Below are 12,019 nucleotides of genomic sequence, written 5' to 3'. Positions count from 1 at the left end.
GTCGCGCGTGTCGGGGCGATCTGTGCCAAGGTGTGACCGTGGGCGCACGGCGTCCACCGGGTCGAACGGCGATCTCGACGGGAGTACGGGCGAGGTGCACATCGTGATCATGGGGTGTGGGCGGGTGGGCTCCACCCTCGCGCACACACTGGTGGACCTGGGGCACTCGGTCGCGGTGATCGACCAGGACCCCGACGCGTTCCGGCGGCTGCGCGGCGCGGTCGCCAAGCACGCGGTCCGGGGCGTGGGGCACGACCGGGAGGTCCTGCTCGCGGCGGGGATCGACCACGCCGGGGCGTTCGCCGCGGTGAGCAACGGTGACAACTCCAACATCATCGCCGCCCGGGTGGCCCGCGAGACCTACGGCGTCGAGCACGTCGTCGCGCGCATCTACGACCCGCGCCGCGCCGAGGTCTACCAGCGCCTGGGCATTCCGACCGTGGGAACGGTGCGCTGGACCGCCGACACGATCCTGCGCCGCATGGTCCCCGGCGACGAGCGGCTGGCCGCCGGGCCCGAGTGGCACGACGCCTCCGGCACCCTGGCCATGAACGAACTGACGCTTCCCCCGAGCTGGGCCGGGCGCAGGGTGGCCGACCTGGAGGCGCGGGCCCCGGTCCGGGTCGTGTACCTGACCCGGGACGGCTCCATCCTGCTGGCGCGCTCCGACGAGCTCCTGGCCGGGGGCGACGTCCTGCACGTGGTCGCGCACGGCCGCGACCTCGACCAGCTGCGCCTGGACACCGGCGACGAGACGGGACACGAGTGAGATGCGGATCGCCATCGCGGGAGCGGGCAGTGTGGGCCGCTCCATCGCCACCGAACTGGCCGCCAGCGGTCACGACGTGCTGCTGATCGACCGGGAGACCCGGGCGATCGGCGTCGACGACCTCCCCCAGGTCGAGTGGCTGCTCGCCGACGCGTGCGAGCTGGCCAGCCTGGAGGACGCCCGACTGGGCGACGCCGACGTGGTGATCGCGGCCAGCAGCGACGACAAGGTGAACCTCGTGGTGTCGCTGCTGGCCAAGACCGAGTTCGGGGTGGACCGGGTGATCGCCCGGATCAACGAGCCCGACAACGAGTGGCTGTTCAACGAGTCGTGGGGCGTGGACCTCGCGGTCTCCCCGCCCCGGCTGATCGCGGACCTGGTCGAGGGCGTCACCGACGACGAGCTGGTCGAAGAGGACGCCCTGCCGCCGCTGCCGGGCGCGGAGATCGCCGAGTCCGTGCTGCACGCCGCGAGCCCGTTCGTGGGCGGGCCGGAGAGCGCCCTGACCGGGCGCCTTCCCGAGGGCGTGGCGCTGGTCGCGGTGGTCGGTCCGGGCGGTGTGCGCCCCCCGGACCCCGAACGCGGCCTGTCGGTGGGCAACACCGTGGTCTTCCTCGCCGAACCGGAGGCGCTGGGCCCCCTGGAGGCCCTGCTCGGCCCGGTCGACGACGCCGCCCCGAACGAGGGCTAGCCCTCGGTGGTGTCGTCGCCCTTCTCCGGGTCCTCCGGCCGGGCGGCGGCGCCGTTCTCCAGGGGGGTGCGGCCCCGGGCCAGCACCCACACCATGGCGGCGAACGCGGCCACCTGGAGCGGCCAGCCCATCCCGACCTTGGCCAGGCCGAGGAGGGCGAAGGTGTCGGCGACGTCGTAGTGGTCGAGCAGCCACAGCGGATACTGCACGACCACGCGGATCACGCACGGCAGGACCAGCAGCCACGTCAGCCGGGAGGACAGCCTGACCACGGCCGGGTTGGCCCGCCAGGAGGTGAAGTCCTCCTTGTTGCCGATGAACGGGCCGATCATCAGACCGATCGCGGGCCAGCGCACGAGCACCGACAGGCTCAGGACCACGGCGTAGACCGCGTTGTAGATGATGCCGGGCAGGAACGCGTCGGCCGCCTCGCCGCTGCGCATGGCGAAGACCGCCGCGATGCCGATGCCGAACAGGCTGGTGAGGACGTACTGCACCGACGAGCGCTGGACCAGGCGGACCGCGCCCAGCAGCAGCGCGGCCACCGCACCGGCGATGATCGACTGCCGCAGGTCGGACAGCACGATGTAGGTGAGCGTGAAGGTGAGGGTGGGCACGGCGGTCTCGACCATGCCGCGCTTGCCGCCCAGGGCCTTGGCCAGCTGTGACCGTACGAGCGCCTCGACGGTGTCCTCGGTGACCCTGGGCGTGTCCGCCCCGTCGCCGTTCCCGGTCGGCCCGGCGGTCTCCTCGGAGGCCCGCTGCTGGTCAGTCATCCCGCTCCCGGTCGGTGCTCGTCGTGTCCGGTCGGCGCCGCCCCCGCATCGGGTCCGGCGCCGTCAGTCCAGCCTAGTCCACGTGTCACCGCCGCCCCGGGACGAACGGCGGACGCGGTCGAATACGCGGCCTCGCTCCGTCCCACCCCGTCCCGGTTCGCCCGCCCTTGGCGTGTGCCCGGTGTCACACCTGGCGACCGTCGTCGCGAGTCCGTACGCTGGCGGCGTCGACCCCGTCGCGAGGAGCCCCCATGCGTTTGTCCGACCCGCCGAGAACCGACCACCTGGCGTTCGCCGCCGCCCTGGACCGGGTCCTGGCCGCCCCGGACGCCTCCCACGTGTGGTCCCCCCACTCGGTCGGCACGGTGCTGGGCCTGCTCGCCACCGGCGCTGCCGGTCGGACCCGGGACGAGCTGGAGCTGCTGCTCGGTCGGGACGTCCCCGTCCAGCTGGCCGCGCTGGACGCGGCGGTGTCCGCCGCCACCGGCCTGGACCTGGCCGCCCTCAACGGCCTGTACGTGCCCGACGACCTGCGCGTGCGGCCCGCCTTCGCGACGCAGGTGCGCGCCCGGCCCGGCGTCGAGGTGGAGGGGGTCGACTTCGCGCGCGACCCGGAGGGCGTGCGCCGACGGGTCAACGGCCGGGTGTCCGAGGTGACCCGGGGCCTGGTCCCGGCACTGCTGTCCGCCGGTTCGGTGCACCCCGACACACGGCTGCTCCTGGTCAACGCGCTGTGGGTCGCGATGGTGTGGACCGAGCCCTTCGCCGCGGACGCCACACGCGGGCGGACCTTCCACGCTCCCGCCGGTCCCCGCGAGGTCCCCACCATGCACCGCCGGGAGGACATGGCCTACGCGGAGGCGGCCGGGTGGCGCATGGTCGGGTTGGCGGGCGAGCACGGCCTCACCCTGGACGTGCTGCTGCCCGACGACCCCGCGTCCGCTCCCCCCGTGCCGGACGCGGCGGCGCTGGCCGACCTGTACCGGGCGCGCCGCCTCCGTGAGGTGAAGCTGGCGCTGCCCCGCTTCTCGGTGGAGACCGAGGCCCAGCTCCTCGCCCCCCTGGCGGAGCTGGGCGTCACGCGGCTGGCCGGTGACCGCGCCCGGTTCGACGGGATCAGCGACGAGCCGCTCCGGGTGGACGCGATCCTGCACCAGTCCGTGCTCCGGGTGGACGAGAAGGGCGCCGAGGGCGCAGCCGCCACCGCGGCGATCGTGGTGATGGCGGCGGTCGCCTCCTCGCCGCCCGTGGAGTTCACCGTGAACCGGCCGTTCGTGTTCGTCCTGCGGCGCGGCGAGGCGATCCTCTTCCTGGGCCGCATCACCGACCCCGTGGACCCCGGCCCCGCCGCGCCCTGAACGGCGGCCGCGGTCAGACGTCGAAGACCTCGAACTCCGTGGCCAGCGCCGCACCCACGCGGCGGCCCGCCTCCGCGGCGGCGCTGGACAGGAAGGACTTCTGGTCGAAGCCGTCCAGGTTGGCCAGGTACACCTCGTGCGCGTCGAGCGACGCGACCCCCGCCGCCAGGTCGGACTCGCCCAGTTCCACGAAGTGCGTGGAGCGGGGCGAGGCCCCGAAGGCCACGAACCGCACCCCGGACCACGGTTCGACGCCGTCACCGAGCTGGTCGCGGAACACCCACCGGTTGGCGGCGTCGCGGACCGCGTCGAGCAGGGCGGGGCCGAGCACCCGGTGGTCGGCGTGGTTGAACGAGGTGCCGCCCGGGAAGGCCTCGCGGAAGTTGACGGACACGATCACGTCGGGGCGGTGCCGCCGGATCGCCTCGGCGAGGGCGCGCCGCAGGGGGAGACCGTACTCCAGGGCGCCGTCCGCGAACTCGAGGAACTCCACGGTCTCGGCGCCCACGGCCGCCGCCGAGGCGCGCTGTTCGGCCATGCGCAGGGGGCCGCACTCCTCGGGCGGCAGGGCGTCGATGCCCGCCTCACCCCGCGTGACCATGAGCTCGACCACGCTCTTGCCCTGCCCGGTCCAGCGTGCGATCGCCGACGACACCCCGAACTCCAGGTCGTCGGGGTGCGCCACGACCGCCAGGGCTCGGTTCCAGTCCTCGGGAAGCGGCCGGGGGGCGCTGTTGTCGTTCGTGTCCGTCATGACACTCACCCTAGAACCTACGCCGCCCCGGCACGCCGCCCGATGGTTCAGGAACCCTCGGCCCCGTCGGGCGTCCGCCCGGCCTGACCCTCGCTGGACGAGCCGTTCGGGGAACTCCCGGCGTTGCCGCGCTGGGCCGCGCGATGGGCCGCGCGCTCCTTGACGGCGGCGGCCATCCGCTCCTGGAGCTGCTTGGGCACCGTGATCTCCAGCAGCTCGCTGGGCGGCACCGGCTGGTCGCCGCGGACCACGACGATGTTGGCGAACAGCTGCTCGGCCTCGGCCATCATCTCGGGCTTGGAGGCGCCCTCGCCGCGGATCACGCCGCGCAGCACCCAGCGCGGACCGTCCACGCCGATGAACCGCACCCGCTGGCCCAACTGCCTGCCGTCCTCGGTCTTCTTCCCCTTGACCGGGATGACGGCCTGGAGTTCGGGGCCGAAGGTCCCCGAGTGCTCCTCGGCCTTGCCGCCCTGCTTGGTGACCTGCTCGCGCAGCTCCTCGCGCATCTCGTCCCACAGCCCCGAGGACTTGGGGGCGGCGAAGGGCTGCACCTGGAGCGCGGTCTTGCCGCGCACGAGCGTCACGCCGATGATCTTCTGCTTGCCCCTGGCGTCCTGGGCGACGTTCACCTGGATGTCGGTGCCCTGTTCCATGGGCAGCTTGAGGCTGCCCAGGTCCATGCGCCGGGCCTCGGGAACGTCCTCGGTGGAGTCCCACGGGCCGGTGGCCCGGTACCGGTCGGCCTCCTTGTCGATCCGCTCGGTCGGCCGCTCTGGCTCGATCTCGTTGTCGAAGGAGACCTCTCCCGCGGCGCCGTTCCTCCGAGCGGCGGCCCCGGTCTCCGCGGCTCCGCCGGTCTTGTCGTCCCGCTTCTTACGGCGGCGTCCAAACACGCCCTTCACCTCTCCGCTTCCGTTGCTCCCCGGGTGGCACCGGGGTTTCGGGGCGCCGTCACCGCAGCGCGGCGTGGCCCCCGGTCGAACCGAACCCGCCCGCGCCGCGCACCGACTCGGGCAGGGAGTCCGCCTCGACGAACTCGGCCCGCTCCACGCGCTGGACGACCAGCTGCGCGATGCGGTCCCCGCGCGACAGGCGTACGGGGGTGTCCCGGTCGGTGTTGACGAGTGTCACCCTGATCTCGCCGCGGTACCCCGCGTCGACGGTGCCCGGCGCGTTGACGATGGTCACGCCGCAGCGCGCCGCCAGCCCCGAACGCGGGTGGACGAAGGCGGCGAACCCGTCGGGCAGGGCGATCGCCAGCCCGGTGGGGACCGTGGCCCGTTCGCCGGGGGCGAGGTCGACGTCGACGGCGGTGTACATGTCGGCGCCCGCGTCACCGGGGTGCGCGTACGCGGGCAGGGGAAGGCCGGGGTCCAGGCGGCGGACCGTGATCGGGATCCGTCCGCCTTCCAGGGATGAGGTACTCACAACCGCTGAGCCTATCGCCCTTCGGGAGGTGCGTCCGGTGTCCGACGCCCCGGTGCGCGGTGCGGGCCCCGGTCACGGCCGGACCCGGGGCATCCGCACGGGGGCGGGGCGCTCGGGCCCCGCCCCCGGCGGCCGTTCCGGCGCGGTGCTCAGTCCTCGGCGGACTCCGGCAGCGTCACCTCGACGGTGAGCTCGGCCTCGTCGGTGGCCTCGAAGTCGATCCCGGCGGCGCGACCGGCGGCGGCGATGTCACCGCCGGCGGCCCGGGCGGCCTCGACCTGCTTGCCCGAGACCCGGACGAGTTCGACCTCGGCGCGCATGGACAGCTTCGCCTCGGACTTGGCCTTGCGGACGGCGCGCAGCACCTCGGCGGTGGCGGCCAGCACGGCCGGGTCGCCGTCGACGGCGGCGGCGCGGTACTCGGCGGCCTCCGGCCAGGGTTGGGCGTGCACGGAGCCCTCCTGCCACCAGTTCCAGACCTCCTCGGTGACGAAGGGCAGGAACGGGGCGAACAGCCGGTGCAGGGCGCCCAGGGCGATGAGCAGGGCCGCGCGCGCCGAGGCGCCCTCGGCCGACTCGGTGTCGTAGGCGCGGGCCTTGACCAGCTCCAGGTAGTCGTCGCAGAAGTCCCAGAAGAACCGCTCGGCGCGCTCCAGGGCCCGGGTGTGGTCGTAGGCCCGGAAGGCGGCGGTGGCGTCGTCCACCACGTCCGCCAGGGTGGCCAGCATCGCGCGGTCCAGCGGCTCGGTGACCGCGGACGGGTCGGTGGCGGCGCCCTCGCCCGCGACCGACATGACGAACTTGCTGGCGTTGAGGATCTTGATGGACAGCCGTCGGCCGACCTTCATCTGACCCTCGTCCATGGCGGTGTCGGTGCCCAGGCGCCCGCTGGCCGCCCAGTACCGGACCGCGTCGGAGCTGTACTTCTCCAGCAGCGCGACCGGCGTGACGACGTTGCCCTTGGACTTGGACATCTTCTTGCGGTCCGGGTCCAGGATCCAGCCGGAGATGCCGGTGGTGCTCCAGGGCAGGGTGCCGTTCTCGAAGTGGGCGCGCACGACCGTGGAGAACAGCCAGGTGCGGATGATGTCCTGGCCCTGCGGACGGAAGTCCATCGGGAAGACGCGCTCGAACAGGTCGGGGTCGCGCTCCCACCCGGAGGCGATCTGCGGCGACAGGGAGGAGGTCGCCCAGGTGTCCATGACGTCGGGGTCGCCGATGAAGCCGCCCGCCTGGCCGCGCTGCTCCTCGGTGTAGCCCTCGGGCGTCTGCGAGCTGGGGTCGACCGGCAGCTGGGCCTCGCCCGGCAGGATCGGTTCGTCGTAGCGCGGGTTGCCCTCGGCGTCGAGCGGATACCAGACCGGGAACGGCACGCCGAAGAAGCGCTGGCGGCTGATCAGCCAGTCGCCGTTGAGGCCGCCGACCCAGTTCTCGTACCGCGAGCGCATGTGCTCGGGGTGCCAGACGAGCTCTCGCCCGCGCTCGATGAGCGCCTCGCGCAGGCTCTCGTCACGACCGCCGTTGCGGATGTACCACTGGCGGGTGGTGACGATCTCCAGGGGCTTGTCGCCCTTCTCGTAGAACTTCACCGGGTGGGTGATCGGGGTGGGCTCGCCGACCAGGTCGCCGCTGGCGCGCAGCAGCTCGACCATGCGCTCGCGCGCGGTGTGGACGGTGGCGCCGACGAGGGAGGCGTAGGCCTCGCGTCCCTCGGGGGACTCCAGGCCCTTGGGCGGGTCGGCCATGATGCGGCCGTCCCAGCCGATGACGGGGCGGGTCTCCAGCTGGAGCTCGCGCCACCAGGTGACGTCGGTGATGTCGCCGAAGGTGCAGATCATCGCGATGCCGGACCCCTTCTCGGGGTCGGCGATGCGGTGCGGCCGGACCGGAACCTCGACGCCGAAGACCGGCGTGCGCACGGTGGTGCCGAACAGGTCCTGGTAGCGCTCGTCGTCGGGGTGGGCGACCAGGGCGACGCAGGCCGCGAGCAGCTCGGGGCGGGTGGTCTCGATGTGGACCGGTTCGCCGTCGGGCTTGTGGAAGGCGAGCTTGTGGTAGGCGCTGGGGCGCTCCCGGTCCTCCAGTTCGGCCTGGGCGACGGCGGTGCGGAAGGTGACGTCCCACAGGGTGGGCGCCTCGGCCATGTAGGCCTCGCCGCGGGCCAGGTTGCGCAGGAAGGCGCGCTGGGCGGCGGCGCGGGAGTTGTCGTCGATGGTGGCGTAGGTGTGCCGCCAGTCGACGCTCAGCCCAAGGCGGCGCCAGATCGACTCGAAGACCTTCTCGTCCTCTTCGGTGAGCTGGTCGCACAGCTCGATGAAGTTGCGGCGGGAGATGGGGATCTGCCGCTTGGGGTCGGGCTTCTCCGGGGGCTGGAAGTCCGGGTCGTAGGGGATCGACGGGTCGCAGCGCACCCCGTAGTAGTTCTGGACGCGGCGTTCGGTGGGCAGGCCGTTGTCGTCCCAGCCCATCGGGTAGAAGACGGCCTTGCCGTTCATCCGCTGGAAGCGGGCGACGGTGTCGGTGTGCGTGTAGGAGAACACGTGGCCGATGTGCAGCGAGCCAGAGACGGTGGGCGGCGGGGTGTCGATGGAGAAGACGTCCTCGCGGCCGCGGGTGCGGTCGAAGTGGTAGACGCCGGACTCATCCCATACGTCGACCCACTTCGCCTCGATACCGTCCAGCGAGGGCTTGTCGGGCATGCGGAAGGAATGAGAGCCGTTGGTCATGTGGCAATGGTAGTGCGCCGAGGGCCGTGTTCGTTCCGCATTCCCGGCCCTCCCGAACGGACGTCAATACCCCAGCGGGGTATCATGCGTCCGAGGGGCGTCCGTGAAAGGATCCCCGGTACGGACACGGCGCGCGACGCGCGTGCCATCGAAGCCCAACGGAAACGGTGAACGAGACAACATGGCCAAGAAGGACGGCGGTGAACTCGCCCCCGCTCTGATCGGATTCGCGGCGGGGTTCGCCGCGGAGTACGTCACCCGCAAAGCCCTGACCTTCGCCTGGACCCGCGCCACCGGCGAGGAGCCCCCGACGGACATCGAGTCCCCCGAGGTCGGCCTCGGCCGCGCGCTGGGGTGGGCCGTGGTGGCCGGCGTCGGCGTGGAGGTCGCCCGGGTGCTGGCCGTGCGCACCGCGCGCAAGGGGCTGACCCGGTCCGGCCGCGACGCGATCGAGGCCTAGACCCGGCCCCGCCCCCCTCCGAGGGCGGGCGACGGGCCGACCGAGGCAAAGCCGGAGCCCGCGGAGGCGCGGAGCACGGACCCCGGAAGACACGCGGTGGGCGGCCCACCGCACGCGCCACGCGTGTGGTCGGCCGTCCACCGCCGTGCGCGGTGTCGGCGCCCGGGACGGCGGTCACCGCCGTGCGGGCCCCGGCGACGGGGGTCCGGCGGTGTCGCCGCGGACGGGGACGGTGGTCCGCCCCGTCCGCTCAGACGCATTCCTTGCAGATCAGCTGCTTGTCGCGCTGTTCGGCGAGCTGGCTGCGGTGGTGCACCAGGAAGCACCGCCCGCAGGTGAACTCGTCGGCCTGACGCGGGAGGACGCGGACCGCGAGCTCCTCGCCGGACAGATCCGCGCCGGGCAGCTCCATACCTTCGGCGACCTCGTCCGGGTCGGCGTCGATCGGCCCGGCGGCCTTCTCCCCGCGCCGCGCCTGCAACTCCTGGAGACTGTCCTCGTTGATTTCCTCGTCAGTCTTGCGCGGGCTGTCGTAGTCGGTGGCCATCTGTGCTAACTCCATCCCCCTCGTTCAGTGCCTCGTCGCGCGGGTGTAACGCTTGAGAGACCTTCGTTGTGCCCGGTTCGGCCGATGAGTTTTCCGCTCCTGGCGAACCGTGCCCCCTCCCGGGTCACCGTCCACAGGTCAGCGGCACTCTCGCGGGACCGTGACCGAAGACGGCCATGGCGGCCACGCGTCGGTCGGCTCCCCGTGTACCACCCGGAGTCGGGTTCCTGCTTAGGACCCTGTCCGCCCATCTCGGACGAGCGCGGAACACTCCCCCACCGGTGGGCAATATCCAAGACATGCCCACGTCAGGAGGGATTCCCTCCGTGTCCACGCCCGGGGAAGCATACCCACCCGGAGTCGGCGCTCGTGACAGGGGTGGGCGTGTCTTCGGACACGTATAGATACCACGAAGCGTGGCCGTACGCAGCTCGCGCGCGGCCCTCAGCGACGCTCGGCCGCCTCCGCGGCGGGAACGGGCAGGCACACCGTGACGACGAGCCCGCCGCCCGCGCGCGGCCAGGCGGTCACGACGCCCTCGTGCGCGCGCACGACGGAGCGGACGATGGACAGTCCCAACCCCGCGCTGCGCCCCGAGCCCACACGGTCGCCGGAGCCGCGACGGAACGGCTCGAAGAGGCCCTCGATCTCGTAGGCGGGGATCACCTTGCCCGAGTTCTCCACCTGGACGGCGGGGCGGCCCTCGTACATGCCGCTGCGGACGGTGATCTCACCCTCGGCGACGTTGTACTTGAGGGCGTTCTCCACGAGATTGCCCACGAGCCGCTCCAACAGGACGGGGTCGCCCTCCACCGGGGCCGGGCGCAGGTCCAGGCGCAGCTGGAGGCCGGACTCCGCCAGCTCGCCCGCCAACTGGCTGAGCACCGTCTCGGCGACCTCGCCGAGGTCGACGCGGGTGCGCGCCTCCAGCTCGCGGTCGCTGCGGGCCAGGAAGAGGAGGCCGTCGATGAGGCGTTCGTGGCGCGCGTTGGTCTCCAGCAGGGTCTGCCCGACGCTCTTGAGGTCGGCGGACACCTCCGGGGAGCTGAGCGCCACCTCCAGGAGGGTCCGGTTGATCGCCAGCGGGGTGCGCAGTTCGTGCGAGGCGTTGGCGACGAACCGGCGCTGTCCGTCGAAGGCGCGGTCGAGCCGCTCCAGCATGCCGTCGAAGGTGTCGGCGAGTTCGCGGATCTCGTCGTCGGGCCCGGACAGGGCGATCCGCTCGTGCAGGGAGCGTTCCGACAGCCGCCGGGCGATCCGGGTGATCTTCTGGAGCGGGGACAGGGCCCGCCCGGCCACCGCGTACCCCAACGCCACCGCGAGCAGCCCGACCAGGAACAGGGCGAGCAGGGAGAACCGCGTGACGTGGGTGAGGACCTCCTCGATGAGGTAGCTCTGCGCCGCCAGCTCCGAGGCGCTCTCCTCGTCCAGCAGGGCGTTGAGCAGCACCGTGACGATCAGGTAGTTGACCAGCACCAGCACCGAGCCCGCGGCGAAGAACAGCATCCCGTAGATGAGGGTGAGCCGCGAGCGCAGGCTGAGGTTGTCGGTGAAGCGGTGCACCCGTTCGGCGGCGGCGGAGCGCTCCGCCCCCTCTCCGGAGGGCGCCACGGTGTTGAGCCTGCGCCACGTGCCGGTGTCACCCGGGCGGGTCGGCTCGACCTGTCCGGGCTCCGGGCGCTCCGCCGGTCTCACAACCGGTACCCCGCGCCGGGGACGGTCTGGATGACCGGCGGGTCGCCGAGCTTCTTGCGCAGGGTCATGACCGTGACCCGGACGACGTTGGTGAAGGGGTCGGCGTTCTCGTCCCAGGCCTTCTCCAGCAGGCCCTCGGCGCTGACCACGGTCCCCCGCGCGCGCATGAGGACGTGGAGGACGGCGAACTCCTTGGGCGTCAGCGCCAGTTCGCGGCCATCGCGGTGGACCCGGTGGTTGGCCGGGTCGAGGGCGATGCCGTGCCGCTCCAGGACGGGAGGCAGCGGCGGCACCGCGCGGCGGCCCAGGGCGTGCACGCGGGCGACGAGCTCCGCGAAGGCGAAGGGTTTGGCCAGGTAGTCGTCGGCGCCCAGGGTGAGCCCCTCGACCTTGTCCTGGACCCCGCCGGAGGCGGTGAGCATGAGGATGCGGCCGGTGTAGCTGTCGCTCACCAGCGACCGGGCGACGTCGTCGCCGTGGGTGCCGGGCAGGTCGCGGTCCAGGACGACCACGTCGTAGTCGTTGACGGTCACGTACTCCAGGGCGGTGTCGCCGTCGTAGACCACGTCGACCGCCATCGACTCGCGCCGGAGTCCGACCGCCACGGCGTCAGCCAGGACCCGTTCGTCTTCGACCACGAGTACGCGCACGTTGACCTTCTCGACCTCTGTTGCCTGGGAAAAAGAAAAGAGGGGCCGCTGCCGGCGCATCCCCCAACACACCGGCAGCGGCGTTCTTGGTCCCGGCCGCGTCATCCGTTCTCCCACATCCGGAGTAAGGAGGCGGTAAACCCGCCGTGGCCTCCGTCGCGG

At 72.6% G+C, this 12,019-nt stretch carries 12 protein-coding genes; 4 read left to right on the top strand and 8 right to left on the bottom strand.

Features of this window, described 5'->3' with window-relative positions; all coding sequences use genetic code 11:
* The first annotated feature begins 94 nt into the window (after window positions 1–94).
* Entirely contained in the window at window positions 95–769 is a 675-nt protein-coding gene (locus AB0I72_RS16970; protein WP_358568946.1) for a TrkA family potassium uptake protein, read from the top strand.
* A gap of 1 nt (window position 770) precedes the next feature.
* Window positions 771–1,460 (top strand): TrkA family potassium uptake protein, encoded by a 690-nt coding sequence (locus AB0I72_RS16965; RefSeq protein ID WP_358568943.1) that lies wholly within the window; start codon window positions 771–773, stop codon window positions 1,458–1,460.
* Here the strand turns inward: AB0I72_RS16965 and AB0I72_RS16960 are convergent.
* Entirely contained in the window at window positions 1,457–2,236 is a 780-nt protein-coding gene (locus AB0I72_RS16960; RefSeq protein ID WP_358568941.1) for a DUF3159 domain-containing protein, read from the bottom strand. The genes AB0I72_RS16965 and AB0I72_RS16960 overlap by 4 nt on opposite strands.
* Before the next feature lie 251 nt (window positions 2,237–2,487).
* Here AB0I72_RS16960 and AB0I72_RS16955 point away from each other — a divergent pair, with 251 nt between their 5' ends.
* Window positions 2,488–3,594: a serpin family protein gene (locus tag AB0I72_RS16955; RefSeq protein WP_358568938.1), complete on the top strand. Its 1,107-nt coding sequence runs from the start codon at window positions 2,488–2,490 to the stop codon at window positions 3,592–3,594.
* Window positions 3,595–3,607: 13 nt separating this feature from the next.
* On the opposite strand, the gene AB0I72_RS16950 is transcribed toward AB0I72_RS16955, so the two are convergent.
* From AB0I72_RS16950 to valS, 4 genes are all read right to left on the bottom strand, one after another.
* On the bottom strand, window positions 3,608–4,348 hold the full coding sequence (locus tag AB0I72_RS16950) for a PIG-L family deacetylase (protein ID WP_358568935.1): 741 nt from the start codon (window positions 4,346–4,348) through the stop codon (window positions 3,608–3,610).
* 47 nt (window positions 4,349–4,395) lie between these two features.
* Window positions 4,396–5,244: a DUF3710 domain-containing protein gene (locus tag AB0I72_RS16945; RefSeq protein ID WP_358568932.1), complete on the bottom strand. Its 849-nt coding sequence runs from the start codon at window positions 5,242–5,244 to the stop codon at window positions 4,396–4,398.
* A 58-nt stretch (window positions 5,245–5,302) separates the two neighbouring features.
* Window positions 5,303–5,779: a dUTP diphosphatase gene (dut, locus tag AB0I72_RS16940; protein WP_358568929.1), complete on the bottom strand. Its 477-nt coding sequence runs from the start codon at window positions 5,777–5,779 to the stop codon at window positions 5,303–5,305.
* Between the two features lie 149 nt (window positions 5,780–5,928).
* A complete protein-coding gene (valS, locus tag AB0I72_RS16935) occupies window positions 5,929–8,505 on the bottom strand; it encodes a valine--tRNA ligase (RefSeq protein ID WP_358568926.1) in 2,577 nt (858 codons plus the stop codon).
* A gap of 181 nt (window positions 8,506–8,686) precedes the next feature.
* On the opposite strand from valS, the gene AB0I72_RS16930 reads away from it, so the two are divergent.
* The gene (locus tag AB0I72_RS16930) at window positions 8,687–8,965 is read left to right on the top strand and encodes a DUF4235 domain-containing protein (protein WP_358568923.1); all 279 of its coding nucleotides are present in this window, start codon (window positions 8,687–8,689) and stop codon (window positions 8,963–8,965) included.
* 250 nt (window positions 8,966–9,215) lie between these two features.
* On the opposite strand, the gene AB0I72_RS16925 is transcribed toward AB0I72_RS16930, so the two are convergent.
* The 3 genes from AB0I72_RS16925 to AB0I72_RS16915 all read right to left on the bottom strand — a co-directional run bounded on the left by AB0I72_RS16925 (window position 9,216) and on the right by AB0I72_RS16915 (window position 11,857).
* Window positions 9,216–9,512 carry a DUF4193 domain-containing protein gene (locus AB0I72_RS16925; RefSeq protein WP_358568920.1) on the bottom strand — a complete coding sequence of 99 codons (297 nt, stop codon included), beginning with the start codon at window positions 9,510–9,512 and terminating at the stop codon, window positions 9,216–9,218.
* A gap of 444 nt (window positions 9,513–9,956) precedes the next feature.
* Window positions 9,957–11,207, bottom strand: a complete 1,251-nt coding sequence (locus tag AB0I72_RS16920; protein ID WP_358568917.1) for an ATP-binding protein — start codon at window positions 11,205–11,207, stop codon at window positions 9,957–9,959.
* Entirely contained in the window at window positions 11,204–11,857 is a 654-nt protein-coding gene (locus tag AB0I72_RS16915; RefSeq protein ID WP_358568914.1) for a response regulator transcription factor, read from the bottom strand. The genes AB0I72_RS16920 and AB0I72_RS16915 overlap by 4 nt, the downstream gene beginning before the upstream one ends.
* Window positions 11,858–12,019 lie beyond the last annotated feature (162 nt).

The sequence above is a fragment of the Nocardiopsis sp. NPDC049922 genome, from assembly GCF_040660275.1.
Lineage (GTDB): Bacteria > Actinomycetota > Actinomycetes > Streptosporangiales > Streptosporangiaceae > Nocardiopsis.
Note: the sequence above shows the minus strand (reverse complement) of the source record. Positions and strands in the feature narration are given on the sequence as shown.